The organism is Geodermatophilus sp. SYSU D01180, from assembly GCF_054050415.1.
In genome coordinates, this window is record NZ_JBJGZH010000018.1 from 35,986 (window position 1) to 61,689 (window position 25,704).

General features: G+C 74.3%; 25 protein-coding genes and 1 tRNA gene. 14 read left to right on the top strand and 12 right to left on the bottom strand.

All coding sequences use genetic code 11. From position 1 onward, the window contains the following. The first annotated feature begins 37 nt into the window (after nucleotides 1-37). From ACI8AA_RS16475 to ACI8AA_RS16510, 8 genes are all read left to right on the top strand, one after another. Entirely contained in the window at nucleotides 38-1,264 is a 1,227-nt protein-coding gene (locus ACI8AA_RS16475; RefSeq protein WP_457045481.1) for an endo-1,4-beta-xylanase, read from the top strand. Between the two features lie 82 nt (nucleotides 1,265-1,346). After that, on the top strand, nucleotides 1,347-3,704 hold the full coding sequence (locus ACI8AA_RS16480; RefSeq protein WP_457045482.1) for a beta-xylosidase/alpha-l-arabinosidase: 2,358 nt from the start codon (nucleotides 1,347-1,349) through the stop codon (nucleotides 3,702-3,704). Further along, nucleotides 3,704-4,738 (top strand): acetylxylan esterase, encoded by a 1,035-nt coding sequence (locus ACI8AA_RS16485; protein WP_457045483.1) that lies wholly within the window; start codon nucleotides 3,704-3,706, stop codon nucleotides 4,736-4,738. Before ACI8AA_RS16480 ends, ACI8AA_RS16485 begins: the two co-directional genes overlap by 1 nt. Further along, the gene (gene arfA / locus ACI8AA_RS16490; RefSeq protein WP_457045484.1) at nucleotides 4,738-6,240 is read left to right on the top strand and encodes an arabinosylfuranosidase ArfA; all 1,503 of its coding nucleotides are present in this window, start codon (nucleotides 4,738-4,740) and stop codon (nucleotides 6,238-6,240) included. Before ACI8AA_RS16485 ends, arfA begins: the two co-directional genes overlap by 1 nt. A 41-nt stretch (nucleotides 6,241-6,281) precedes the next feature. Then, entirely contained in the window at nucleotides 6,282-7,472 is a 1,191-nt protein-coding gene (gene xylA, locus ACI8AA_RS16495) for a xylose isomerase (protein WP_457045485.1), read from the top strand. Further along, on the top strand, nucleotides 7,472-8,869 hold the full coding sequence (gene xylB, locus ACI8AA_RS16500; RefSeq protein WP_457045486.1) for a xylulokinase: 1,398 nt from the start codon (nucleotides 7,472-7,474) through the stop codon (nucleotides 8,867-8,869). Before xylA ends, xylB begins: the two co-directional genes overlap by 1 nt. Before the next feature lie 49 nt (nucleotides 8,870-8,918). After that, nucleotides 8,919-9,989: an ABC transporter ATP-binding protein gene (locus ACI8AA_RS16505; RefSeq protein ID WP_457045487.1), complete on the top strand. Its 1,071-nt coding sequence runs from the start codon at nucleotides 8,919-8,921 to the stop codon at nucleotides 9,987-9,989. Further along, nucleotides 9,986-10,903: an aldose 1-epimerase family protein gene (locus ACI8AA_RS16510; RefSeq protein ID WP_457045488.1), complete on the top strand. Its 918-nt coding sequence runs from the start codon at nucleotides 9,986-9,988 to the stop codon at nucleotides 10,901-10,903. The genes ACI8AA_RS16505 and ACI8AA_RS16510 overlap by 4 nt, the downstream gene beginning before the upstream one ends. 16 nt (nucleotides 10,904-10,919) lie before the next feature. Here the strand turns inward: ACI8AA_RS16510 and ACI8AA_RS16515 are convergent, their stop codons facing one another. Both ACI8AA_RS16515 and ACI8AA_RS16520 read right to left on the bottom strand, forming a co-directional pair. After that, the gene (locus ACI8AA_RS16515) at nucleotides 10,920-11,174 is read right to left on the bottom strand and encodes a hypothetical protein (RefSeq protein WP_457045489.1); all 255 of its coding nucleotides are present in this window, start codon (nucleotides 11,172-11,174) and stop codon (nucleotides 10,920-10,922) included. After that, on the bottom strand, nucleotides 11,171-11,509 hold the full coding sequence (locus ACI8AA_RS16520) for a hypothetical protein (RefSeq protein ID WP_457045490.1): 339 nt from the start codon (nucleotides 11,507-11,509) through the stop codon (nucleotides 11,171-11,173). Before ACI8AA_RS16520 ends, ACI8AA_RS16515 begins: the two co-directional genes overlap by 4 nt. 327 nt (nucleotides 11,510-11,836) lie before the next feature. On the opposite strand from ACI8AA_RS16520, the gene aroH reads away from it, so the two are divergent. Genes aroH through der form a run of 3 tightly spaced genes read left to right on the top strand, consistent with a single transcriptional unit; the run spans nucleotide 11,837 to nucleotide 14,285 of the window. Next, complete coding sequence (gene aroH, locus ACI8AA_RS16525; protein ID WP_456938400.1) at nucleotides 11,837-12,199, top strand: chorismate mutase; 363 nt, start codon at nucleotides 11,837-11,839, stop codon at nucleotides 12,197-12,199. A gap of 44 nt (nucleotides 12,200-12,243) precedes the next feature. Next, complete coding sequence (cmk, locus tag ACI8AA_RS16530) at nucleotides 12,244-12,942, top strand: (d)CMP kinase (protein WP_457045491.1); 699 nt, start codon at nucleotides 12,244-12,246, stop codon at nucleotides 12,940-12,942. Then, nucleotides 12,939-14,285: a ribosome biogenesis GTPase Der gene (gene der, locus ACI8AA_RS16535; RefSeq protein ID WP_457045492.1), complete on the top strand. Its 1,347-nt coding sequence runs from the start codon at nucleotides 12,939-12,941 to the stop codon at nucleotides 14,283-14,285. Before cmk ends, der begins: the two co-directional genes overlap by 4 nt. Before the next feature lie 5 nt (nucleotides 14,286-14,290). On the opposite strand, the gene ACI8AA_RS16540 is transcribed toward der, so the two are convergent. Further along, complete coding sequence (locus ACI8AA_RS16540) at nucleotides 14,291-15,814, bottom strand: MDR family MFS transporter (protein WP_457045493.1); 1,524 nt, start codon at nucleotides 15,812-15,814, stop codon at nucleotides 14,291-14,293. 97 nt (nucleotides 15,815-15,911) lie between these two features. On the opposite strand from ACI8AA_RS16540, the gene ACI8AA_RS16545 reads away from it, so the two are divergent. The 3 genes from ACI8AA_RS16545 to ACI8AA_RS16555 all read left to right on the top strand — a co-directional run bounded on the left by ACI8AA_RS16545 (nucleotide 15,912) and on the right by ACI8AA_RS16555 (nucleotide 17,349). Continuing rightward, entirely contained in the window at nucleotides 15,912-16,757 is an 846-nt protein-coding gene (locus ACI8AA_RS16545) for an SDR family NAD(P)-dependent oxidoreductase (RefSeq protein WP_457045494.1), read from the top strand. Nucleotides 16,758-16,833: 76 nt separating this feature from the next. Continuing rightward, nucleotides 16,834-16,907: transfer RNA gene (locus ACI8AA_RS16550), tRNA-Pro, on the top strand. 76 nt (nucleotides 16,908-16,983) lie between these two features. Further along, nucleotides 16,984-17,349, top strand: a complete 366-nt coding sequence (locus tag ACI8AA_RS16555) for an SRPBCC family protein (protein ID WP_457045495.1) — start codon at nucleotides 16,984-16,986, stop codon at nucleotides 17,347-17,349. A gap of 156 nt (nucleotides 17,350-17,505) precedes the next feature. On the opposite strand, the gene ACI8AA_RS16560 is transcribed toward ACI8AA_RS16555, so the two are convergent. From ACI8AA_RS16560 to ACI8AA_RS16600, 9 genes are all read right to left on the bottom strand, one after another. Next, a complete protein-coding gene (locus ACI8AA_RS16560) occupies nucleotides 17,506-17,787 on the bottom strand; it encodes a hypothetical protein (protein ID WP_457045496.1) in 282 nt (93 codons plus the stop codon). A 502-nt stretch (nucleotides 17,788-18,289) separates the two neighbouring features. Beyond that, nucleotides 18,290-19,705: an NAD-dependent succinate-semialdehyde dehydrogenase gene (locus ACI8AA_RS16565; RefSeq protein WP_457045497.1), complete on the bottom strand. Its 1,416-nt coding sequence runs from the start codon at nucleotides 19,703-19,705 to the stop codon at nucleotides 18,290-18,292. Nucleotides 19,706-19,729: 24 nt separating this feature from the next. Further along, the gene (locus tag ACI8AA_RS16570) at nucleotides 19,730-20,419 is read right to left on the bottom strand and encodes an SRPBCC domain-containing protein (RefSeq protein WP_457045498.1); all 690 of its coding nucleotides are present in this window, start codon (nucleotides 20,417-20,419) and stop codon (nucleotides 19,730-19,732) included. Nucleotides 20,420-20,456: 37 nt separating this feature from the next. Further along, nucleotides 20,457-21,140: a phosphoglycerate mutase family protein gene (locus ACI8AA_RS16575; RefSeq protein ID WP_457045499.1), complete on the bottom strand. Its 684-nt coding sequence runs from the start codon at nucleotides 21,138-21,140 to the stop codon at nucleotides 20,457-20,459. Further along, nucleotides 21,133-21,426, bottom strand: a complete 294-nt coding sequence (locus tag ACI8AA_RS16580; protein WP_457045500.1) for a putative quinol monooxygenase — start codon at nucleotides 21,424-21,426, stop codon at nucleotides 21,133-21,135. Before ACI8AA_RS16580 ends, ACI8AA_RS16575 begins: the two co-directional genes overlap by 8 nt. 1 nt (nucleotide 21,427) lies before the next feature. Further along, complete coding sequence (locus ACI8AA_RS16585) at nucleotides 21,428-22,276, bottom strand: fumarylacetoacetate hydrolase family protein (protein WP_457045501.1); 849 nt, start codon at nucleotides 22,274-22,276, stop codon at nucleotides 21,428-21,430. Then, the gene (locus ACI8AA_RS16590) at nucleotides 22,273-22,728 is read right to left on the bottom strand and encodes a (2Fe-2S)-binding protein (RefSeq protein WP_457045502.1); all 456 of its coding nucleotides are present in this window, start codon (nucleotides 22,726-22,728) and stop codon (nucleotides 22,273-22,275) included. The genes ACI8AA_RS16585 and ACI8AA_RS16590 overlap by 4 nt, the downstream gene beginning before the upstream one ends. Continuing rightward, the gene (locus tag ACI8AA_RS16595; protein WP_457045503.1) at nucleotides 22,725-24,854 is read right to left on the bottom strand and encodes a xanthine dehydrogenase family protein molybdopterin-binding subunit; all 2,130 of its coding nucleotides are present in this window, start codon (nucleotides 24,852-24,854) and stop codon (nucleotides 22,725-22,727) included. Before ACI8AA_RS16595 ends, ACI8AA_RS16590 begins: the two co-directional genes overlap by 4 nt. Continuing rightward, complete coding sequence (locus tag ACI8AA_RS16600) at nucleotides 24,851-25,696, bottom strand: FAD binding domain-containing protein (RefSeq protein ID WP_457045536.1); 846 nt, start codon at nucleotides 25,694-25,696, stop codon at nucleotides 24,851-24,853. The genes ACI8AA_RS16595 and ACI8AA_RS16600 overlap by 4 nt, the downstream gene beginning before the upstream one ends. Nucleotides 25,697-25,704: the final 8 nt, after the last annotated feature.

The window sequence follows — 25,704 nt, forward strand, 5'->3', positions numbered from 1 at the left end:
CACATCTACCCTCGCCGACGTCCGGTGTTCCGAGGCCGTGCTGACCGTGCGCCACGCCGACGGCTCGCCCTGCGCGGACCGGGAGGTGGTGGTCGAGCAGGTGCGACACGACTTCGCCTTCGGCAACATCGGCTTCGACTTCGTGGGGCTGGCCAACGGGGAGCGGGGCGAGTCCCGCGAGAACGTCTTCGGCGGCGCCGACCCGGCGGCGGCCGAGCGGCTCGAGCACCTCTGGCTCGACCTGTTCAACGCCGCCACCCTCCCGTTCTACTGGGCCGGCTTCGAGCCGGTGGAGGGGCAGCCCGACACCCGCCGCCTGCAGGCCGCGGCAGCGTGGTTCCGGGAACGGGGCGTGTCCGTCAAGGGCCACCCGCTGGTCTGGCACACGCTCGCCCCGGACTGGCTGAGGGAGTACCCCGACCAGGAGGTCGAGGAGATCGTGCGGGCGCGGGTCCGGAGGGAGGTCGGGTCCTTCGCGGGGCTGGTCGACACCTGGGACGCGATCAACGAGGTCGTGATCATGCCGGTCTTCGCGAACGAGGACAGGCAGAACGCGATCACCCGCCTGTGCCGCCGCATCGGTCGCATCCCGACCATCCGCCTGGCCTTCGAGGAGGCGCGCGCGGCGAGCCCCGCGACCACGCTGGTCCTGAACGACTTCAACCTGTCGACGGCGTACGAGTGCCTCATCGAGGGAGTCCTCGAAGCCGGGGTGCAGGTCGACGCGATCGGTCTGCAGAGCCACATGCACCAGGGCTACTGGGGCGAGGAGCGGACGCTGGCGGTCCTGGAGCGGTTCGCGCGCTACGGCCTCCCGCTGCACTGGACCGAGACGACCCTGGTGTCCGGGGACCTGATGCCGCCGGAGATCGTGGACCTGAACGACCACCAGGTCGACGAGTGGCCGTCGACGCCCGAGGGCGAGGAGCGACAGGCCGACGACGTCGTCCGCCACTACCGGACGCTCCTGTCGCACCCCGCGGTCCAGGCCGTGACCTACTGGGGCATCACCGACCGGGGGTCCTGGCTCGGCGCACCTGCGGGCCTGGTGCGCGCCGACGGCACTCCCAAGCCGGCGTACGACGCCCTCCGCGGCCTGGTCAAGGGGGAGTGGTGGCTCGCGCCGACCCGGCTGCGGACCGACGGCGAGGGCCGGGTGTCGGTGCGCGGGTGGGCCGGCGACTACCTGGTGTCGGCGGGGGACGGCTCCGGGTCCTGGACGCTGCGGCCCGACGCGCTGCAGCCGGAGGTCACCCTGGCCTGACCGCTGCACCGACCACCCAGCACCGCCGGCGACGCCGGCCCACCGCGATCGCAACGACGAGATTGGACGGACTCCCGAGGGCATGGGTACCAACGACGAGATCGGCAGGGACACCGGACAGGCGCCGTGGCGGGACCCCGCCGTCCCCGCGGAGGACCGGGTCGCAGACCTCGTCTCCCGCATGACGCTGGAGGAGAAGGTCGCCCAGCTGTACGGCGTCTGGGTGGGCATCGACGAGACCGAGGGCGAGGTGGCCCCGCACCAGCACGACATGGCCGCGGCGCCGGTGGACTGGAGCGAGCTGATCCGCAGCGGGCTGGGGCAGCTGACCCGGCCGTTCGGGACCGCGCCCGTCGACCCGTTCGTGGGGGCCAAGGGCCTGGCGGAGAGCCAGCGGCAGATCGTGGCGGCCGGCCGCTTCGGGATCCCCGCGCTGGTGCACGAGGAGTGCCTCACGGGTCTCGCGGCGTGGACGGCGACCGTCTTCCCCTCGCCGCTGTGCTGGGCGGCCAGCTTCGACCCGGACCTGGTGGAGCGGATGGGCGCGCTCATCGGGGAGGGCATGCGCCGGCTCGGCGTCCACCAGGGGCTCGCCCCGGTCCTCGACGTCGCCCGCGACCTGCGCTGGGGACGGGTCGAGGAGACCATGGGCGAGGACCCGCACCTCGTGGGCACGATCGGCAGCGCCTACGTCCGCGGCCTGGAGTCCAGCGGTGTCGTAGCGACCCTCAAGCACTTCGTCGGCTACTCCGGCTCCCGGGCGGGGCGCAACCTCGCGCCGGTCTCGGCCGGCCCCCGGGAGATCGCCGACGTGTTCCTCCCGCCGTTCGAGATGGCCCTGCGGGCGGGTGCCCGGTCGGTGATGAACTCCTACACCGACATCGACGGCGTGCCCGCCGCGGCGGACCCGGCGCTGCTCACGTCCCTGTTGCGGGAGACCTACGGGTTCACCGGCACGGTCGTCGCCGACTACTTCTCGATCGCCTTCCTCCAGACCCTGCACGGCGTGGCGGCCTCGCCGGCGGAGGCGGCCGCCCGTGCCCTGGAGGCGGGGATCGACGTGGAGCTGCCGACCGTGAACTGCTACGGCCGGCCGCTGGTCGAGGCGGTGCGCGGCGGAGCCGTGGACGAGGGCCTGGTGGACCGGGCGCTGCGCCGGGTCCTGCTGCAGAAGTGCGAGCTCGGCCTGCTCGACGCCGACTGGTCCCCGGACTCGCCGGCGGTCCTGGACGGAGCGGTGAGCCTGGACTCCGAGGAGTCCCGGGCCGTCGCCGGGGAGCTCGCCCGCCGCTCGGTCGTGCTGCTCGCCAACGACGGGACGCTGCCGCTGCGGCCCGGGCTGCGCCTGGCGGTGGTCGGTCCCCGCGCCGACACCGCCCAGGCGATGCTCGGCTGCTACTCGTTCCCGATGCACGTCGGCGTGCACCACCCGGAGGTGCCCGTGGGCGTCGACATCCCGACGCTCGCGGACGCGCTGGAGGCGGCCCCGGAGGCGTTCGACGTCGTCGTCGCGGAGGGCTGCCCGGTGCTGGGTGGCGATGCCGAGGGGATCGCGGCCGCCGCGCGAGCCGCGGCCGACGCCGACGTGTGCGTCGCCGTCCTCGGCGACAAGGCGGGCCTGTTCGGCAACGGCACCTCGGGGGAGGGCTGCGACGCCGTGGACCTCCGGCTCCCCGGCCGCCAGGAGGAGCTGCTGGAGGCCCTGCTCGCGACGGGCACCCCGGTCGTGCTGGTGCTGCTCGCCGGCCGGCCGTACGAGCTCTCCCGGCAGGTCGACCGGCTCGCCGCCGTGGTGTGCGGGTTCTTCCCCGGGGAGGAGGGCGGTCCCGCGATCGCCGACGTCCTCAGCGGGCGGGTGAACCCGTCGGGCCGGCTGCCGGTGAGCTTCCCCCGCGCGGACAGCAGCCAGCCCGGGACCTACCTCGCGGCGACCCTGGGCCGGCGCAGCGACGTCAGCGTGGTCGACCCGACCCCGCTGTTCCCGTTCGGGCACGGGCTGGGGTACGGCTCGGCGACCTGGGCCGGTGTCCGGTCGGTCAGCGGCCCGGAGTGGAGCACCGACGGGACCAGCGAGCTGGAGGTCGACCTCCGCAACGACACCGACCGCGAGGTCACCGAGGTCGTGCAGGTCTACCTGCACGACGTCGCGGCCGAGGTGGTCCGGCCGGTGCAGGCGCTCGTCGCCGCCCGGCGGGTCGACCTCGCGGCGGGGTCCGCCGCCACCGTCCGGTTCACCCTGCACGCCGACCTCACGTCCTTCCCCGGGCGCGACGGCAGGCGGATCGTCGAGCCGGGTGACGTGGAACTGCGGGTGGGTGCCTCCAGCGCCGACGTGCGGGAGGTGCTGCCGTTCACCCTCACCGGCAGCCGCCGCACGGTCGGGTTCGAGCGGGTGCTGCACCCCGAGACCGTCGTCGAGCCGGGAACGGCCTCCGCCTGATGCCGCAGACCGACCTCCCGCTCGAGGAGCTCCGGCGCTACCGCCCGGAGCTCCCGGCCCCGGACGACCTCTGGGAGTTCTGGGCAGCGACCCTGGACGAGGCGGCCGAGCGGCCGCTGGACGTGTCGTGCACACCGGCCGACACCGGCCTGGTGACCGTCGAGACCCACGACGTGTCCTTCGCCGGCTTCGGCGGCTCCCCGGTGAGGGCCTGGCTGCACCTGCCTGCCCGCGCACTGCGGGGGGACGGCTCGCTGCCCGGGGTCGTCCAGTACCAGGGCTACAACGGCGGACGGGGCCTGGCCCACGAGCACGTCTTCTGGGCGTCGGCGGGCTTCGCCCACCTCGTCGTCGACACCCGCGGCCAGGGGAGCGGCTGGGCCGTGGGGGACACCGGCGACCCGGTGGGCTCCGCAGCCGCCCAGCCGGGGTTCCTGACCCGCGGCGTGCTGTCCCCGCAGGAGTACTACTACCGGCGGGTCTACACCGACGCCACGAGGGCTCTGGAGGTGCTGCGTGCCCACCCGGAGGTCGACGGCGACCGGGTCGCGGTGACCGGCATCAGCCAGGGCGGCGGCATCGCGCTGGCCGTCTCGGCGCTCGCCCGCGGAGTGCGGGCGGTCATGCCCGACGTGCCGTTCCTGTGCGACTTCCCGCGGGCCACGCGCGTCGCTCCCGGTGATCCGTACGGCGAGATCGTGCGGTACCTCAAGGCCCACCGCGACCGCGCGGACCGCGTCTTCCGGACGCTCGCCTACTTCGACGGCGCGGTCCTCGGCCGCCGGTCGTCCGCGCCGGCGCTGTTCTCCGCCGCCCTCATGGACGAGACCTGCCCGCCGTCGACGGTCTTCGCGGCGTTCCACGCGTACGGGGGGCCCAAGGAGATCGAGGTCTATCCGTTCAACGACCACGAGGGCGGCGAGGCCCACCAGCAGCGCGCGCAGCTGTCCTGGCTCCGCGGCCGGCTCGGGGCGCCTCCGGCCCGCCCGATCGCGTCCGCCGGGCCGTCCGGACCGCGGGTGCGGGGGATCTGATGCTGCGCGCTTCCCTCACCGTGGACCCGGCGCGACCGGTGGGTCCGGTGTCCCGTCGGCTCTTCGGCGCCTTCGTCGAGCACATGGGACGCGGTGTGTACGGTGGCATCCACGAGCCCGGGCACCCCGAGGCCGACGAGGACGGCTTCCGCCGCGACGTCATCGACCTCGTCAAGGAGATGGGGGTGACGACGGTCCGGTACCCCGGCGGGAACTTCGTCTCCGGCTTCCGGTGGGAGGACGGCGTCGGGCCGCGCGAGGACCGCCCCGTCCGGCTCAACCTCGCCTGGCACAGCACCGAGACCAACGAGGTCGGGTTGCACGAGTTCGCCTCGTGGCTGGAGAAGGTCGGCGCGGAGCTCATGCTGGCGGTGAACCTCGGCACCCGCGGCACGCTGGAGGCGCTCGACCTGCTCGAGTACGCGAACGTGCCCTCCGGCACGACGCTCGCGGACCGGAGGACCCGCAACGGACGTGCCCAGCCGTTCGGCGTGCGCATGTGGTGCCTCGGCAACGAGATGGACGGCCCCTGGCAGCTCGGCCAGCTGTCCGCCGAGGACTACGGGAAGCTCGCCGCCCGGACCGCGAAGGCCATGCGCCAGCTCGATCCGGACCTCGAGCTCGTCGCCTGCGGCTCGTCGGGCGCGACCATGCCGACCTTCGGCGAGTGGGAGCGGACCGTCCTCACCCACGCCTACGACGACGTCGACTTCATCTCCTGCCACGCCTACTACGAGGAGAAGGACGGCGACCTCGGCTCCTTCCTCGCCTCCGCGACGGACATGGACCGGTTCATCGAGACCGTCGTCGCCACCGCCGACCACGTGAAGGCCGTCCGCAGGAGCCCGAAGACGATCGACGTCTCCTTCGACGAGTGGAACGTCTGGTACCTGTCCCAGGTGCCGGCCGGTCTCGCGAAGCGCATCGACGACTGGCCCCTCGCGCCGCCGATCAGCGAGGAGGCCTACACCGTGGCGGACGGCGTCGTCGTGGGGAACCTCCTGATGTCGCTGCTCCGCCACGCGGACCGGGTCACGAGCGCCTCGATCGCCCAGCTCGTCAACGTGATCGCCCCGATCGCGGCCGAGCCGCAGGGCCCGGCATGGCGCAAGACGACGTTCTTCCCGTTCGCGACCACCGCCCGCCTGGCGCGCGGCGTCGCCCTCCACGTGGGCGTCGACGGCCCCGCCTACGACACCGCCGAGCACGGCGAGGTGCCCGTCGTCGACGCCGCCGCCACGGCCGACGCCGGCGCGGCCGCGCTGTTCCTCGTGAACCGCTCGCAGACGGAGGAGGCGGAGGTCACCGTCGACGTCGCAGCGCTCGGTGTGAGCACCATCGCGGAGGCGCTGACGCTGGCCGACCCCGACCCGCACGCGGCCAACACGACCGACCGGCCGGACCGGGTCCGGCTGCGGCCGAACACCCGAGCAGCTTTGATCGAGGGCATGCTCCGGGTCGGCCTGCCCCCGGTCTCCTGGACAGCCGTCTCCCTCCACTGACCGCAGGCTCCCGCTCCACCCCACCCATGAGAGGAACCACCGTGTCGACACCTCAGCCCACCCGCGAGGACAGGTTCTCGTTCGGCCTCTGGACGGTCGGCTGGACGGCGCGCGACCCGTTCGGCGAGGCCACCCGGCCCGAGCTGGACCCGGTCGAGAGCGTCCACAAGCTCGCCGACCTCGGCGCCTACGGCGTCACCTTCCACGACGACGACCTCATCCCGTTCGGCAGCGACGACACCGCCCGCACCCAGCGGATCGACGCGTTCAAGAAGGCGCTGGCCGACACCGGCCTGGTCGTGCCGATGGTGACCACCAACCTGTTCACCCACCCGGTGTTCAAGGAGGGCGGGCTCACCGCCAACGACCGCGGCGTCCGCCGGTTCGCGATGCGCAAGATCATGCGCAACATGGACCTCGCCGCCGAGCTCGGCGCCCAGACCTACGTGCTGTGGGGCGGCCGCGAGGGCGCCGAGGTCGACAGCGCCAAGGACCTCAAGGCCGCGCTCGACCGCTACCGCGAGGGCATCGACACCCTGGCCCAGTACTCCGAGGACCGCGGCTACGGCCTGCGCTTCGCGCTGGAGCCCAAGCCCAACGAGCCGCGCGGCGACATCTTCCTGCCGACCATCGGCCACGCCATCGCCTTCATCAACAGCCTCGAGCACGCCGACCTGGTGGGCGTGAACCCCGAGGTCGGGCACGAGCAGATGGCCGGCCTCAACTACACGCACGGCATCGCCCAGGCGCTGTGGCAGGGCAAGCTCTTCCACATCGACCTCAACGGTCAGAAGGGCCCGCGCTACGACCAGGACTTCGTCTTCGGTCACGGCGACCTGCTGTCGGCCTTCGCCACCGTCGACCTGCTGGAGAACGGCTTCCCGTCCGGCGGCGCCCGCTACGAGGGTCCCCGCCACTTCGACTACAAGCCGCTGCGCACCGAGGACGGCAAGGGCGTGTGGGAGTCGGCCGCGGCCAACATGCGCACCTACCTGCTGCTCAAGGAGCGGGCCGCCGCGTTCCGCGCCGACCCGGAGGTGCAGGAGGCCCTCGCCGACGCCGCCGTGCCCGAGCTCGCCCAGCCGACCCTCGGCGACGGCGAGACCTACGAGCAGCTGCTGGCCGACCGCTCGGCGTTCGAGGACTTCGACGCCGCGGCCGCCGGCGCCCGTCGCGGCGGTCAGGTCCGCCTGTCGCAGCTGGCCCTCGAGCACCTGCTCGGCGCCCGCTGATGACGCTGGTCGCGGGGGTCGACACCTCGACCCAGGCCTGCAAGGTCGTCGTCCGGGACGCGGCGTCCGGTGCCCTCGTGCGCGAGGGCCGGGCGCCGCACCCCGAGGGCACCGAGGTGGCCCCCGCGGCCTGGGCGGCCGCCCTGGAGCAGGCGGTGGCGCAGGCCGGCGGGCTCGACGACGTCGCCGCCGTCGCCGTCGGCGGCCAGCAGCACGGCATGGTCTGCCTCGACGAGGACGGCCGGGTCGTGCGCGACGCCCTGCTCTGGAACGACACCCGCTCCGCCGGCGCGGCCGCCGACCTCACCCGTGAGCTCGGCGGCCCGCAGGCGTGGGCCGACGCCGTCGGCCTGGTGCCGGTGGCGTCGTTCACCGTCACCAAGCTGCGCTGGCTGGCCGAGCACGAGCCGGCCAACGCGCAGCGCACCGCCGCCGTCTGCCTGCCGCACGACTGGCTGACCTGGGTGCTGGCCGGGCAGCCGGGTATCGACGCGCTGGTCACCGACCGCGGCGACGCCAGCGGCACCGGCTACTGGTCGGCGGCCACGGGGGAGTACCGGCCCGACCTGCTGCAGCGCGCCTTCGGCAGCACCCCGGTGCTGCCGAAGGTGCTCGGCCCGGCCGAGTCGGCGGGGACGTCCACCACCGGCGCCGTCCTCGGCCCCGGCACCGGCGACAACGCCGCGGCGGCGCTGGGCCTGGCGGCCGAGCCCGGCGACGTCGTCTGCTCGATCGGCACCTCCGGCGTCGTCTCGATCGTCTCCACCACGCCGGCCGCCGACGCCAGCGGCGCCGTGGCCGGGTTCGCCGACGCCACCGGCAACTACCTGCCGCTGGTGGCCACGCTCAACGCCGCCCGCGTCCTCGACGCCACCGCGCGGCTGCTCGGTGTCGGCCACGACGAGCTGTCCCGGCTGGCGCTGTCGGCCCCGGCCGGCGCCGGCGGCCTGGTGCTCGTGCCCTACCTGGAGGGCGAGCGGACGCCGGACCGCCCCGACTCGACCGGCGCGCTGCACGGCCTGACGCTCGCCACCTCCACCCCGGCCTCGCTGGCCCGCGCCGCCGTCGAGGGGCTGCTGTGCGGCCTCGCCGACGGCCTCGACGCCGTCCGCGCCACCGGCGCGGAGGTGCGCCGGGTGTTCCTGGTCGGCGGCGGCGCCCGCTCGGAGGCGGTCCGCCGGATCGCCCCCGCCGTCCTCGGCGTGCCGGTGCTCGTGCCGCCGCCGGGGGAGTACGTGGCCGACGGCGCCGCCCGCCAGGCCGCCTGGGTGCTGTCCGGCGAGGACGCCGCACCCGAGTGGCCGCGGCCGGGCACCGAGGTGCACGAGGCCGACCCGACACCCGCCGTCCGCGAGCGCTACGCCGAGGTCCGCGACCTCACCGCACACCGTCTCTGATCCACCCCGCACCGCCGGCACCGTCGCCGTACTCCCGAGGAGCACCTCCATGGCCACTGTCACCTACGACTCCGCGACCCGCGTCTACCCCGGCGCCGAGCGGCCCGCCGTCGACGCGCTGGACCTGCAGGTCGAGGACGGCGAGTTCCTCGTCCTCGTCGGCCCGTCCGGGTGCGGCAAGTCCACGTCGCTGCGGATGCTCGCCGGCCTCGAGGACGTCGACGGCGGCCGCATCCTCATCGGCGACCGCGACGTCACCGACCTGCCGGCCAAGGACCGCGACATCGCGATGGTGTTCCAGAACTACGCGCTGTACCCGCACATGACCGTCGCCGACAACATGGCCTTCGCGCTCAAGATGGCCAAGGTCGGCAAGGCCGAGATCGGCGAGCGGGTGCGCGAGGCGGCGAGGCTGCTCGACCTCGAGCAGTACCTCGACCGCAAGCCCAAGGCCCTCTCCGGGGGGCAGCGGCAGCGCGTGGCGATGGGCCGGGCGATCGTGCGCCAGCCGCAGGTCTTCCTGATGGACGAGCCGCTGTCCAACCTCGACGCCAAGCTGCGCGTGCAGACCCGGACCCAGATCGCCGCGCTGCAGCGGCGCCTGGGCATCACCACCGTCTACGTCACCCACGACCAGGTCGAGGCCATGACGATGGGCGACCGGGTCGCCGTCCTCAAGGACGGGCTGCTCATGCAGGCGGGCCGGCCGCGGGACCTCTACGACCGGCCCCGCAACGTCTTCGTCGCGGGCTTCCTCGGGTCGCCGGCGATGAACCTCGTCGAGCTGCCCGTCGTCGACGGCGGGGTGCGCCTCGGCGACGCCGTCCACCCGGTGGAGCGGGAGGTGCTCGGCCGGGCCGGGGACCGGGTGGTGCTCGGCGTCCGCCCCGAGGACCTCGAGCTCGCCGAGCACGGCCTGCCCGTGGAGGTCGACGTCGTCGAGGAGCTCGGCGCGGACGCCTACGTGTACGGGCACGCCGACCTCGACGACCAGCGGCGTTCGATCACCGTGCGGGTCGACGGCCGCCGTCCGCCGATGAAGGGCGACCGGCTGCACGTCCGCCCGCTGTCCGGGCACGTGCACCTGTTCTCCACCGTCGACGGCGAGCGGCTCGGGTGAGCCTCCCGCCCACCGGCGAGCAGCACGTCCTCCGCCGCGGGGACGCCGAGGCCGTCGTCGTCGAGGTCGGCGGCGGCCTGCGCACCTACCGGGCCGGGGGCCGCGACGTCGTCGACGGCTACGACGCGGCGGAGATGGCCGCGGACGTGCGCGGGCACGTGCTCGCGCCCTGGCCCAACCGGCTGCGCGACGGCGTCTGGTCCTGGGACGGCGTCCGGCACGTCACCCCGGTGACCGAGCCCGAGCGCGGGACGGCGATCCACGGCCTGGTCCGGCACGTGCCCTGGCGGGTGCTCGACCGGGCGGAGGACCGCGTCGTCCTCGGGTACCTGCTGCACCCGCAGCCGGGCTACCCGTTCACCCTGCGGCTGCAGGTGGCGTGGGAGCTCACCGACGACGGCCTGCGGGTGACCACCACCGCCACCAACGAGGGCGCCACCGACCTGCCCTACGGCGAGGGCCACCACCCCTACCTCGCCGCCGGCCCGGGGCTGCGGGTCGACGACTGCACCCTCACCCTGCCCGCGGCCACCCGGCTGCTGACCGACGACCGGCTGCTGCCGGTCGGCAGCGAGCCGGTGGTGGGGACGCCGTTCGACCTGCGCGCCGGCCGGCGGGTCGGCGACCTGGTGGTCGACGACTGCTTCACCGACCTGATCCGGGACGACGACGGCCTCGCCGAGGTGCGGCTGGTCCGCCCGGACGGCAGCGGCGCCGCGGTCTGGATGGACGCCGCCTACGGCCACCTGCAGGTGTTCACCGGCGACGTCGTCGGGCCGCCGTCGCGCCGCCGGCACGGCCTCGCCGTCGAGCCGATGACCTGCCCGCCGGACGCGTTCCGCTCCGGCGAGGCGGTGCGCCGGCTGGCGCCGGGGGAGTCCACGACCGGCGCCTGGGGCATCCGCCCGCTCTGACGGCCGCCGCCGCGGGTCAGGCGGTCAGCGCGAGGCAGATCCAGCACAGCGGGTCGCCGGCCTCGTCCCGGTCCTCGGGCCAGGACCACACCGCGGGGTCGAGCAGCGTCACCGGCGCCAGGCACACCGACCGGCCGACCAGCAGGCCGTCGCCGCTCACCGCGTGCAGGCGGCCCACGGGCAGGTCCAGCGACTCCCCGCCGCACTCGAGGGGGTGCACCGCGTCGGCGCCCATCGTCCAGTGCTCGCGGCGCCGGGTGTCCGCGTTCACCGGAGCACGAGCCGCTCGCCTGCGGGCATCCGGCGGGCGAGGTCGGCGAGCAGCGCGCGGGCGTCGTCGGCGACGGTGGCCGAGTCCAGCCGCACGACGACCTGCCGGTGGCCCAGCCGCAGCAACCCGGTCACGGTCCGGCACAGCGCCTCGGCGCCGATCAGGTCGAGACGGCCGCGGACGCGGATGACGCCGGCGGTCCGGTCGGTGCGCGCGGTGGACAGCGGGGGCAGCGGGCGGGCCTCGTCCTCGGGCGCCCGCGTGGGCCGGGGCGGACCCGAGGGGGTTCGCCGTCGGCGGGCAGGGGTGCGGCGGTGGGCCTCTTCTCGACTCACACCCCGACCGTGACGAATCCGTCCGGAACTACCCAGGGCCCTAGGTCCCTGCCCGTCCCGGCGGACGGCGACCCGTCGCGGACCGGTACGGGCGGGAAGCGCTCCGTCACGCACGGCTCCCGGTCGTGGCTCCCGGCCCTCCGCCGTCCCGGCCGGAGAGGGAACCGTTATCCCCAACTCACCTACGACTCGTATGGCGGCACGGGCCTCCCGGGCCCCGCCGGTCCCGGCCGGTCCGGTCACCGGCGACCGGGAGGTGGCGCGGGGTACCTAGACTCGACCGGGCACCCCTGATCCGGGAGCCGGGACCGAACGAGGAGGGTGCACGTGGCCGTACGGGCCATCCGGGGCGCGACACAGGTGGACGCCGACGAACGCGAGCAGGTCCTCGAGGCCACCCGGGAGCTGGTGAGCACCGTGGTCGAGCGCAACGGCCTCCACCACGACGACATCATCAGCATCCTGTTCACCGCGACGCCGGACCTGGTCTCGGAGTTCCCGGCGCTGGCCGCCCGCGAGCTCGGGATGGGCGACGTGCCGCTGATGTGCGCCACCGAGATCGGCGTGCAGCACGCGCTGCCGCGGGTGCTGCGGCTCATGGCGCACGTGGAGACCGAGCGGCCGCGCGGGGACATCCAGCACGTGTACCTGCGGGGTGCCGTGGCGCTGCGACGGGACATCGCGCAGTGAGCGAGCGCCAGCGAGCGGCGACCACTGCGCGGAGCGACAGCCCAGTGAGCGAGCAGGGGTTCCGGGGGCAGGTGACCCTCGACGGGCCGTCGGGCACGGGCAAGTCCAGCGTCGCGCGCGCGGCGGCGACCCGGCTGGGCGCGGCCTACCTCGACACCGGCGCGATGTACCGGGCCGCGACCGTGGCCGTCCTGGACGCCGGCGTCGACCCCGAGGACGCCGAGGCGGTGGCCCGCGTGGTCGCCGGCGCGCGCATCGAGGTGGGGACGGCGGCGGACACCGAGCGGGTCGAGGTCGACGGCACCGACGTCGCGGTGCGGATCCGTGGCGCCGAGGTGACCCGCAACGTCTCGGCGGTCTCGGCGGTGCCCGCGGTGCGCCGGCAGCTGGTCGACCAGCAGCGCGCGCTGGTGGCCGCGGCCGACGCCGTCGTCGTCGAGGGCCGGGACATCGGCACCGTGGTGCTGCCCGACGCGACCGTGAAGGTCTACCTGACCGCCGCGCCGGAGGCGCGCGCGCAGCGGCGGGCCGCCCAGCTGGGCCTGAGCACCCCGGACGAGATCGCCGACCTGGCCGCCGACCTGCGCCGCCGGGACGAGTACGACAGCAGCCGCGCGGACAGCCCGCTGCGGCCGGCCGCCGACGCGGTGGTCGTCGACAGCACCGACCTGGACCGGGAGGGCGTCGTCGACCGCATCGTCGAGCTGGCGCTCTCGGCGGTCGGTGCGGGGGAGAGGGCATGAGCGAGGAGGGCACCGGCGGTCCGCTGCCGGTGGTGGCGATCGTCGGCCGGCCCAACGTGGGCAAGTCGACGCTGGTCAACCGCGTCCTGGGCCGGCGCGCCGCGGTGGTGCAGGACATCCCCGGGGTCACCCGCGACCGCATCTCCTACGAGGCGCTGTGGAACGGCCGGCGGTTCACCGTCACCGACACCGGCGGCTGGGACCCGAAGGCCGAGGGGCTGGGCGCGTCGATCAGCCGGCAGGCGGAGTTCGCGATGCGCACCGCCGACGTCATCGTGTTCGTCGTCGACAGCCAGGTGGGCGCCACCGACACCGACCTGGCCGCCGCGCGCATCCTGCGCCGCAGCGACCGGCCGGTGATCGTCGTCGCCAACAAGGTCGACGACGAGCGCAGCGAGGCCAACGTCGCGGAGCTGTGGTCGCTGGGCCTGGGGGAGCCGCAGCCGGTCAGCGCGCTGCACGGCCGGGGGAGCGGTGACCTGCTCGACCTGGTGCTCGACGCGCTGCCCGAGGCGCCGCGGGAGCAGCCCGAGGAGGGCGGCCCGCGGCGGGTGGCGCTGGTCGGGCGGCCCAACGTGGGCAAGTCCAGCCTGCTCAACCGGCTGGCCAAGGAGGAGCGGTCGGTCGTCGACTCGGTCGCCGGCACCACCGTGGACCCGGTCGACTCGATCATCACCCTCGGCGGCGAGGAGTGGCGGTTCGTCGACACCGCGGGGCTGCGCCGCAAGGTGAACACCGCCAGCGGCACCGAGTACTACGCCAGCCTGCGCACCGAGGCCGCCATCCAGGCCGCCGAGGTCGCCGTCGTGCTGCTGGCCGCCGACGAGGTGATCAGCGAGCAGGACCAGCGGGTGATCACCCAGGTCATCGAGGCCGGCCGCGCGCTGGTCATCGCGTTCAACAAGTGGGACACCCTCGACGAGGACCGGCACGCCCAGCTCGAGCGCGAGATCGAGCGGGACCTGGCCCGGGTCAAGTGGGCGAGCCGGGTCAACATCTCCGCGGCCAGCGGCCGCGGGATCGGCAAGCTGCCCGCCCACCTGCACGCTGCGCTCGCCTCCTGGGAGACCCGGGTGCCGACGGCGGAGCTCAACGCCTACGTCCGGCAGCTGGTGCAGGAGACGCCGCCGCCGGCCCGCGGCGGGCGCGCCCCGAAGATCAAGTACGTGACGCAGGCCGACGTCCGGCCGCCCCGGTTCGTCGTCTTCTCCACCGGCTTCCTCGAGGCCGGCTACCGCCGGTTCCTCGAGCGGAAGCTGCGCGAGCGGTTCGGCTTCGGCGGCACGCCGCTGGACATCTCGGTGAAGGTCCGCGAGGGCCGGGGGAACGACAGGCGCGGCTGACCGCGTCAGCCCGCCGCGACCGGGTCGTCGTCGAAGCGCAGCGGCTCGGTCCGGCGGGGCATCGCCAGCACCGCCAGCGCGATGACGACGGCGGTCACGGCGGTCGCCACGAACACGCCGTGCGAGGCCGCGTGCAGGCTCTCCCGCGCGAACTCCGCGACGGCCCCGCCCTGGGACAGCGCCGCGGTGGTGCTGTCGACGTCGGTGGGGACCTCGCCGTCCAGGCCCGGCGGCGGCGCGGCGAACCGGGCGGCCAGCGTGGTGTTGGCGATCGCGCCGAACACCGCCGCGCCGACCGCGGACCCCATCGACCGGGCGAACATGTTGGTGGCGGTGACGACGCCGCGCCGGTCCCAGCCGACCACCGACTGCACCGCGACGATCAGTGGCGACGACGACAGCCCGAGACCCGCGCCGGTGACGAACATCCACGCGCCGACCTGCCACAACCGGGCGTCGGCGCCGAGCAGCGCCGTCCCGGCGGTCCCGGCGACGGCGAGCGCGACGCCGATGAGCGCGGTGTTCCGGAAGCCGATCCGCAGGTAGAGCCGGCCGGCGAGGCTCGCCGCGATCGGCCAGCCGAGGGTCAGCGCGGCGAGGGCGAAGCCCGCCTCGAGCGCGCCGGCGCCGAGGACGCCCTGCGCCCAGGTCGGCAGGTAGGAGCTGAGCCCGACCAGCAGCGCGCCCAGGCCGAGCGCGGCCACGTTGCCGGACAGCAGGATGCGGCGGCGCAGCACCCACGGCGGCAGCACCGGCTCCGCGGCCCGCCGCTCGACCAGTGCGAAGACCACGAGCAGGACGACCGCCGTCGCGAGGACCGCGATCGAGGTCCCCGACGTCCACGCCCACGCGCTGCCGCCCTGCAGCAGCCCGAGGATGAGCAGCGCGAAGCCGGCCGACAGCAGGACGGCGCCGGCGACGTCGAAGCGGTGGGTGCGGCGCTCGACCCGCTCGTGCCACCGGCGCAGCAGCGCGACGAACGCCAGCGCGCCCAGCGGCAGGTTCACGAGGAAGATCCACCGCCAGGACAGGTAGTCGCTGAAGACGCCGCCGAGGGTGGGCCCGAGCACCGACGAGACGCCCCACACCGAGGCGAGGTAGCCCTGCACCCGGGCGCGCTCCTCGACGGTGTAGATGTCGCCGATGACGGTCATGCCGATCGGCTGGATGGCGCCGGCGCCGATGCCCTGGAGCGCCCGTCCGACGATCAGCGCCGGCATCGACCAGGCCAGGCCGCAGAACAGCGAGGCGGCGACGAACACCGCGATGCCGAACAGGAGCACCGGCTTGCGCCCGAGGACGTCGGCGAGCTTGCCGTAGACCGGCACGGTCACCGCCTGGGTCAGCAGGTAGACGCTGAACAGCCAGGGGAACTGGCTGAACCCGCCGAGGTCGTCGACGACGGCGGGGACGGCGGTGGCGATGATCGTGCTGTCGAGGGCGATCAGCGCGGTGCTGAGCATGACCGCCCCGAGCACGGGGCCGCGCTCGGAACGGAGCCCGACCGAGGCCCGGGTCACGGTTGTCACGGACAACCACCAACGCCGGTCGTCGTCGCGCATTCCCGGCACGGAGGGGCGGGGCGAGCGCCCCGGCGGGCGCCGGGGCGGCGGGAGGATGTGCCGCATGGCGCGCATGGACGGGAAGGTCGCGCTCGTGACCGGCGCGGCGTCGGGCATCGGCCGGGCGACGGCGACCGGTCTGGCCCGGGAGAGCGCCGCTGTCGTGCTGCTGGTGCGCAGCGCGGAGAGGGGCGAGCGGGCGCTCGGCGACGTCGGGGCGGCGGTGCCGGGCGCGCGGCTCGAGGTGCTGGTCTGCGACCTCGCCGTCCAGGCGTCGATCCGCGAGGCGGCGCGGCGGTTCCGCGCCGGCCACGACCGGCTCGACGTGCTGGTGAACGCGGCCGGGGTGTTCGTGAAGGAGCGGCGGCTGACCCCTGACGGCGTGGAGCTGACCTTCGCCACCAACCACCTGGCGTACTTCCTGCTCACCCGGGAGCTGCTGCCGCTCCTGCGGGCCGGTGCGCCGGCGCGGGTGGTCAACGTGGCGTCGCGGTACGGCCGCGCGACGATCGACCTCGACGACCCGCAGCGGCTGCGCGGGCGGTACTCCTACCTGCGGTCCACGCCGCCCACGATGCTGGCGCGGGTGCTGTTCACCCAGGAGCTCGCGCGCCGGCTGGCCGGCACCGGCGTCGTCGCCAACGCGGTGCACCCGGGGCTGGTCGCCGGCACCGGGCTGCTGGCCGACGTCGGCGGTCCGTTCCGGTGGGTCACCGACCGCTTCGGCCGCACGCCCGAGCAGGGCGCGGACACGGTGCTGTGGCTGGCGACCGCGCCGGAGACGGCGACCGTGACGGGGAAGCTGTGGGCGGGGCGCCGGGAGCTGCCCACGCCCGGCCAGGGGCGCGACCCGGCCGCCGGGCTGCGGCTGTGGGAGGTGAGCGAGCGACTGACCACGGCACGCGGCTGACCACTGGGCGGAGCGGGGGAGCGGGTGCGGTAACCTGCTCTACGCAGCGATCGGGCGGTGCGAGCCGCCCGGCGCTCGGGCTGTAGCGCAGCTTGGTAGCGCACTTGACTGGGGGTCAAGGGGTCGCAGGTTCAAATCCTGTCAGCCCGACAGCGAAACCGCAGGTCAGAGGCGGGTCGCCCGACGAGGGGGGCCCGCCTCTCGCGTGAGTACAGCAACGCGAGCAATGCGGCCGCGAGGACGGCCGGAGTGGATGCCGACGATCACCTCGGTGCGCCGCCTCGACGACGGGCCCCTGGCCATGGGGTCCCGAGTCCGGGTGGCGCACCCCCGGATTCCCCCGGCCGAGTACGTGGTGGCCGAGCTCGAGCCGAGCCGCTCGTTCACCTGGGTGGCCACCGGCCCGGGAGTCCGCACCACCGCTCGGCACCTGCACAAGGAACCCGGCACCGGGGGCACGCGTGTGACGCTGGCGGTGGAGCAGGCCGGGCCCGTGGGTGTGGTGGTGGGGCGGTTCTACCGCCGTCTCACCGATCGCTACCTGACCGCCGAGGCCGGCGGAATCAAGGCCAGGAGCGAGGGGCGCGTGTGACGTTCGGCCGTGCGCACGTCGCCCACCGCCAACCGCCCGTCAGGCCGGCGTCTCCTCCACGCGGGCCTCGGTCAGCGGCCCGACGTCGGCGTCGAATGCGTCGCGGTCGGCTGCCTAGTGAAGTCGCTGTGGCGTCGGTCGTTCACGCACGGCGGCTCAGAACGCCGCGACCGCCTCAGCCTTCAAGGTTCCTGAGTCATCAACCGTGACATGCCAGACCCTCACGTCTTTGCCCCCGAGGTGGTCCTTCTCGAAGAAGACCACCTTGCCGTCCAGCCCGCGTCCGTGGCCGCGCACCAGGTGGTGCTGGTCCTTCCGGGCGATGGTGAACTCCGCGTCGTCGATCAACGCGTCCAGCGTCGCCGGGGTGCCGTCCGCGACGGACGTCACGACGTAGGGAACGCCGGAGATCACGGTCTGCCTGATGTCACCGGTCATGAGGTGCCCTCCTCTCGGGTCGACTGTCCGACCGTGGTCGGGGAACGCCCAGCCTGTCCCCGATGACCTCCGCTGTCCATGGACGCCGTGGACGGCCGCCAGGGATCCGCGCGGTGACCGCACCGGACGTCCGAGCTGCTCGGCTTCCTCGGCCGCCGGTTCGACACCATTGACGAGGGTGAGCGGGCCCGCCACTGCGTCTACGCCTTCAACCGCCGCGCGGCGAGGCCGCCGCCGTCCGCGAGTGGGCTACCACCACGCTGGCCGAGGTGCGGGCCGAGCTCCTACCGTGCGGCCGGGCCGCCCCACGGTGCCCGAGGCCGACGAGGACCCGGCCCATCCCGTTCGCCGAAGGCGGTGAGTGCTCCCGAGACGGAGCCGATGGCTGCCTCCGCGGATCCTCGGAGGGTTGACCCTGGTTGAGGGATCGGCGTCCCGTCGAGGCGCTGCTGATGCAGCTGGTCCTGGGGCAGTGACCGCGGCTCCCGGCCAGCCGCGCACCTCACTCCGTGGCCGGGCCGGCCGGCACTGAGCCGGTGCCGATGACGTAGGTGCGGGCGTTGGTGAACTCGACCGCGCCGACCTCACCGAGCTCGCGGCCGTAACCGCTGCGCTTGGTGCCCCCGAAGGGCAGGCGGGGGTCGGAGGCCACCACGGCGTTGACGAACAGCGCCCCGGAGGTGATGCGCCGGCCGACGGCCAGGGCGCGCGGGGGGTCCGCACTCCACACGCTGGCGGCCAGGCCGTAGCGGGTGGCGTTGGCGACGCGGGCGGCCTCGTCGTCGTCGGCGACGGTGACGACGGCGGCGACCGGGCCGAAGGTCTCCTCGGCCATGACCGGCATGTCGAGGGTGACGTCGGCCAGGACCGTCGGCGGGAACCAGGCGCCGGGACGGTCCAGGCGCCGGCCGCCGACGAGGACCGTGGCGCCGGCGTCGACCGACTCGCGGACCTGCCGCTCGAGGCCGTCGACGAGGTCGGCGCGGGCCATCGGGCCGATGGCGGTGGCCTCGTCCGCGGGGTTCCCGACGCGCAGGCCGGCGACGGCCTCGGCGAAGCGGCGGGTGAACTGCTCGGCGACGGCCCGGTGCACGACGAACCGCTTGGCCGCCAGGCAGCTCTGCCCGGAGTTGATGAAGCGGCTCTTCACGGCTCCGGCGACCGCGGCATCGAGGTCGGCGTCGTCGAGGACGACGAACGGATCCGAGCCGCCGAGCTCCAGGAGGCTCTTCTTGACCGCCCGCCCCGCGGCAGCGGCCACGGCGGCGCCGGCCCGCTCGCTGCCGGTGAGGCTGACCGCGGCGATCCGGTCGTCCTCGACGAGGGCCTGCGTGACCGCCGGGACGTCCTCCTCCGCGACCACGATGCTGCGGAAGACGTCCTCCGGCAGGCCCGCCTCCCGGAACAGCTGCTCGATGGCCAGCGCGCAGCCGGTGACGTTGGGGGAGTGCTTGAGGACCGCGCTGTTCCCGGCGAGCAGCGTCGGCGCGGCGAAGCGCAGCACCTGCCAGAACGGGAAGTTCCACGGCATCACGGCGAGCACCACGCCGAGCGGCTCGTGGGCCACCCAGCTGCGCTGGTCGCCGGTGTCCACCTCGATGGGTGCGAGCGCCGCGGGCCCGTGGTCGGCGTAGTAGTCGCAGGCGGTGGCGGACTTCTCCACCTCCGCGCGCGCCTCTCCGATGGGCTTGCCCATCTCGGCGGTCATCAGGGCGGCGAGCTCGTCGGCCTGCTTGCGCAGCCGGGCGCCGATCGCCCGGACGGTCTCGGCTCGCTCGGTGACGGGTGTGGCGGCCCAGGCGGGCTGGGCCGCGGCGACAGAGGCCAGGACCGACAACACCGTGTCGACGTCGCCGCCGGGGTAGGTGCGCAGCGTCTGGCCGGTGGCCGGGTCGACCGTGGTGACGGTGGAGGGCACGGGGAGCTCCCTGGGGTGGGCGGGTCAGCGACGGTTGCCGAGCCGGCCGAGGGCCCAGCCCAGGACGAAGACGTCGGCGAGGACGAGTGCGGCGGCCAGGCGCCGGCGGACCGCGGGGGTGATGCCGAGCAGGGCGAAGGCGTCGAGTTCGGCGGCCGCGGGTACGGCCGCGACGGTCCGGGGAGCCGGTGCCGGGGTCGGTCCGGCCGAGTCCGCGGTCGAGGGAGCCGGCGCCGGGGCCCGCTCGGCCGAGCCCGTGGCGGCGCCGGTGTCCGAGGTCAGCAGGGCGGCGAGGTTGGCCGCGAACTGGCCGACGATCTTGTTGGCGACGTCGTTCATGACCCCGCGGCCGAACTGGGCGGGCTTGCCGGTGATGGCCAGGTCGGTCGTGGTGGTGACGGTGGTGCTCCCGGCGTCCTCGGTGAGGACGGCGGTGACGGTGGCGCTGGCGGTGCCGTTGCCCTTGGCGTCCTTGCCCGTGCCCTCGATGACCACCGTGCTGGTCGCGGGGTCGGCCTCGACGAACCGGGCCCTGCCCCGGTAGGTGAGCCCGATGGGGCCCAGCTTGACCTTGACGCTGCCGGTGAAGGCGTCGCCCTCGACCGCCTCGAGGGTGGCGCCGGGCATGCAGGGTGCGATGCGCTCGGGGTCGTTGAGCGCCTTCCACGCGATGTCGAGGGGAACGGGGACGGTGAAGGTCTGCTGGAGTTCCATGTCTGCTTCCGGGGCGTCGTGCCGGGTACCGGCGACGTCAGGTGGGGTCGACGGCGAAGGAGCTGACCCGCAGCGTGCGGTCGGGGAGGACGGCGTACTCCAGGCCGCCCACCCACGGCGGCTCGCCGGGGTCGTCGCCGAGGTGGGCCAGCGCGCAGGCCCGCAGGACGGGGGAGTGGGTGACCGCGACGGTCAGCCCGCCGGCGGGCCCGCCGGGGTCGGCGAGGCTGCCGGCGAACGCGTCGATGCGGCGGGCGAGGGTGGCCGCGTCGTCGCCGGGGACGGCGGACAGCCGCAGCCACCAGCCGATCCGGTCGGGGTGGTCGAAGAACCCGGTGAAGAACGGATTGGCGGCTGCCTCGTCCTCGCTCATGCCGGGCACCTGCTCGGCGAGGGCGGCGGCGCTGCTGACCATGTCGACCCGCTCGCCGGCGACGTAGACGTCGGGATTGCGCAGGGCGAACGCCACCCGCGGCCCGTCGACCTGCGCGCCCTCGCTGCGGGCGCCCTCGGCCACGGCGTCGGCGGTCTGCCGGGTGCGCAGGGTGCCACCGGTGAGCACCCGGAAGGCGGAGTTCTCCTTGCCCAGCTCGCGGCCGGCGCGCAGGGCGATCTGCACCCCCTCGTCGGTCAGGGGGACGTCGCCGCGGTGGGAGGCGATCGCGCTGTGGCGCACCAGCAGGAGCCGGTGCGCCACCGCGACGTCGCTGCGCTCAGGCATCGATCGTTTCGTAGGTCTTCACGTTGCGCTCGGCCAGGTACTCGAGGATGTAGCCGAACACGTTCTCCTGGAAGTGCTGCGTGTTCTTGTGGTCCTCGTAGGCCTGCGCGTCGGTGTACTGCTCGTAGAGGAAGAACGTCTCGGGGTCCTCGGGGCTGACCTGCGCCTGGTAGTAGAGGTTGCCCGGCTCCGCGCGGGACAGCGGGGTCATCTTCTCGATGACCTCGCGGACCCGATCGGCCTCTCCGGGCTTGGCCTTCCAGATCGCCGCGACGACGAACGCCATGTCAGTGGTCCTTCCTGTGGGGTGTTCCGACGGTGTTGCGCAGGACGCCGATCGGGCCGGCCTCCATCTCGATGACGTCGCCGGGCTGCAGCCACCGGTCGAGCTCCAGTCCCGAGCCGCCGGTGGCGGTGCCCGAGCCGAGCACCTCCCCGGGGAGCAGGGTCTGGTCCTGGGCGGCGTAGGCGATGAGGTCACCGAAGCTGTGGTGCATGGCGGCGGTGCTGTCGCCGCCCCAGCGTTCCCCGTTGACGCGGACCTCGAGCTCGAGGGTGCTGAGGTCGATCTCGTCGGGGGTGACGATGCAGGGGCCGAGGACGTTGGAGCCGTCCCACTCCTTGGCCTTGGCCGGGCCCATCCCGACCGGCAGCTCGCGGCGCTGGACGTCGCGGGCGGACACGTCGTTCCAGATGGTGAAGCCGAAGACGTACTCCAGCGCCTCGGTGGCGTCGACGTCCTTGCACGGCCGGCCGATGACGGCGGCGAGCTCGAGCTCGTGGTCGAGCTGGCGGGTGTAGGAGGGCCAGGTCAGCTCGGTGTCCGGGCCGGTGACGGTGGTGCCCACGCTGCGGTAGAAGGCCGGCACCTCGTACCACTCGGCGGGGATGTCCCGGCCGAGGTTCTTGAACGCGTTCTTCAGGTGTCCCTCGAAGGCGAGGAAGTCCCGGAACGAGCGGGGCTGCAGCGGGGCGAGCAGGCGCGCGTCCGGCACCGGGTGCTCGGCCCCGATCGGGGCGCCGGCCTCGATGAAGGCGATCATGTCGCCGTCGAAGCCGACGTCGAGGACGGTCCCGCGGTCGAGGCGGCCGACCCTCGCCGCGCCGTCCGGGGACGTGTAGGTCACGAACTTCACGACCCGACCTCCTGCACCGCGTCGATGATCTTGACGTAGCAGCCGCAGCGGCAGAGGTTGCCGCCGAGGGCCTCGGCGATCTGCTCGCGGGACGGGCAGGTGCGGGCGGCCGAGCACTCGCCGAGGAAGGCCTTGGAGGTGAGCACCATCCCGGGGATGCAGTACCCGCACTGGAAGGCGTGGTGCCGGTCGAAGGCCTGCACCACCGGGTCGTCGTCGGGGAGGCCCTCCACGGTGGTGATGGCCCGGCCCTGGGCGAGCGGGGCCAGCAGGATGCAGGAGGAGATCGGCTGACCGTCCAGCAGCACCGTGCAGGCGCCGCACAGGCCCACGCCGCAGGTGCCGCGGGCGCCCAGCAGGCCGAGCTGGTCGCGCAGGACCTCGAGCAGCATCACGCCCTCGTCGACGTCGAGGTCGACCGGAGCACCGTTGACCTGCAGGGTGATGTTCACGCGGGCTGCTTCTCCTTCACCGTCTCGTGAGCCGCCGCGAGCACCCGTTCCGGGGTCAGCGGCAGCTGGGTGGGGCGGTAGCCCAGGCTGGCCAGGGCGTTGCCGATCGCCGGCGGCACCGGGGGCAGGGCCGTCTCGCCGAGTCCGTGCACCTCGGCGCCCTCGATCTCGAGGATGGTCTGGCTGATCGCGGCGCAGTCCAGCGCGGACGGGATGTTGTAGTCCGACAGGTTGGGGCCGACGACCTGGCCCTCGTCGAAGACGATCTCCTCGAACAGGGTGGTGCCGATCGCCATGACCATCGACCCCCCCTGCTGGAGCTCGGCGGCGGCCCTGTTCACCACCCGCCCGGCGTAGGAGGCGGCGTGCAGCCGCCGGAGGGTCAGGACGCCGGTCTCCTCGTCGACGTCCACCTGGGCGGCGGCGGCGCCCTGGTGCCAGTGCGAGGAGGCCACGCCCTGGCCGGTGTCGACGTCGAGGCCGCCGTCGTTGGCGATGCGCCCGTGCCCGGAGTCGGTGCCGTTGTCCTTCATGTCGGCGACGGCGACCTCGAGCGCGCGGCTCATCATGTGCGTCGACCGGCTGGAGGTCGTGCGGGTGTCGTAGGGGACGCGGTCGGTGTCCGGGGGCGGCACGTCGACCCGGTCGGCGTCCACGCCGAGGAGGTCGGCGGCGAGCTGGGCGATCGCCCTGGCCGAGCCCTGTCCCATCTCGGTGGTGGCGCTGAGCACCTCGTAGCGGTCGGGGCCGGTGCGCCGGATGCCGACCTCGGCCCGGCTCGGGGTCTGCATCCCCTTGAGCATCACGGCGATGCCCTTGCCGGGGTTCGGCCCGCCGGGCTGCCAGTCCACGGCCCGGGCCGCGTCGTCGAGCAGCTCCTCGAAGTGGACGTCGTGCATGGTCTCGCCGGTGCAGTAGACGTCCCCGTCGACCAGCAGGTTGCGGCGGCGCAGCTCGACCGGGTCCATCCCGAGCCGCTCGGCCATGAGGTCGGTGACCCGCTCGGAGGCCCACACCGACTGGGTGGCTCCGTAGCCGCGGTAGGCGCCGGCCGGGGGCAGGTTGGTGTAGGTGCAGTAGGAGTCGACGGCGACGGCGTCGAACCGGTAGGGGCCGACGCCGGCGTAGCCCATCTTCATCGCGACGCCGGGCCCGCAGTCTGCGTAGGCGCCGGTGTTGACCCAGCACCACACCCGCTTGGCCACGAACCGCCCGTCGCGGGTGGCGCCGAGCCGGATCCGCACGGTCGCCGCGTGGCGGGTCAGGGTGACGAACTCCTCGTCCCGGTCGAGGGCCAGCCGTACCGGCCGGTCCAGCCGCTGGGCGACGGCGGCGGCGATGGCCTCGGTGCGGACGAAGGTCTTGGCGCCGAACGATCCGCCCATGGGCGGGACGACGATGCGGACGTCGGTCTCGGGCAGGTCGAACAGCCCGGCGAGGTCCTGCCGCATGTTGAACGGCGTCTGGGTGCCGGTGACCAGCTCCAGGCGCCCGTCGGTCCAGGTGGCGATGCAGGCGTGCGGCTCCATGGCCACGTGCTGCACCGCCGGCATGGCGAAGGTCTCGTCGACGATCACGTCCGCGGCCCCGAAGCCCTCGGCGACGTCGTCGGGCACCGGGTCGGCGGTGTAGGGCTCGCCCTGCGGGATGCCCTCGGTGCGGATCCGGAACCGGTGGCAGATGTTGGTCCCGTCCAGGGGGCGCATGCCGAAGTAGGCGGAGTCGCTGCGGCTGACCGGGATGGTCTCGTGCACCAGCGGGGCCCCGGGGCGCAGGGCGTCGCGCTCGTCGAAGACCGCGGGCAGTTCCTCGTAGCTGACGTCGACGAGCGCGGCCGCCTCGCGGGCGGTGGCCTCGTCGGGGGCGGCGACCACGGCGACCGGGTCGCCGACGTGCCGGGCGATCCCGGCCAGCACGTGCTGGTCGGCGATCTGCGCGCCGTAGCGGCCGAGGTGCTCGACGTCGGCCGGGGTGAGGACGACGACGCCCTCCGGGACGGAGGACGTGTCCACGCCGGTGACGCGGGCGGCGGCGTGCGGGGAGCGGACCAGCCGGGCGTGCCACATGCCGGGGACGGTGAGGTCGTTGGGGTAGCGGATCTGGGCGCGGATGCGGGGATCGGTCATGCCACGTGCTCCTGGATGGTGGCCTTGCGCGAGCTCAGGGCGGCCGGCGTGAGGTCCTCCAGCGCGCGGCGGACCTCGACGGCGATGGCGCGGGTGCGGTAGGCGGCCGATCCGCGGTTGTCGCTGATCGGGTCGATGCGCTCGGCGTAGCCCCGGGCGATGTCGCGGACGCTGTCCTCGCTGCCGGGCACCCAGGTCGCGCACAGGTCGGGGAACACCTGCGGGCGCCCGGTGACCGCACCGACGGCCACCGTGACCGCTCCCTCGTGCAGGGCGGCGGCGACCGAGACGCTCGGCCGGTCCTCCCGGCTGCGGGTGAGCAGCTTGCGATAGGTGGTGTGGTGGCGGCCGCGCGGGACGAGCACCCGGGTGATGAGCTCGTCCTCCTCGAGGCTGGTCTCGTAGTGGTCGACGATGAGGTCGGCGACGGGGATCCGGCGCAGGCCGCGGACGCTCAGCGCCTCCACCCAGGCGGCGCAGGCGACGAGCATGGCCGGCGGATCGGACGCGTAGTCGGCGTCGCCGAGGACGCCGCCGATGGTGGCGGCGTTGCGGACCCGGGGGCTGGCGACGACGGCGAAGACCCGCTGGATGCCCGGCCACCCGGCGGCGATCTCGGGGTGGAGCTCGATCTGCCGGTGGGTGACCATCGCGCCCAGGGCCAGCTCCGCGCTGGTCGAGACCAGCCGCAGCTCGCGGACGTTCTGCAGCGAGATCCAGTCCTCACTGGCGAGCAGGCCCTGTCGGGTGAGGATGCCGACGAAGGTCCCGCCGGCCACCACGGTGGCGTCGGGGTGGGCGGCCTTGAGCTCCACCGCCTCGGCGACGGTGCGGGGCGCCATCCAGGTCA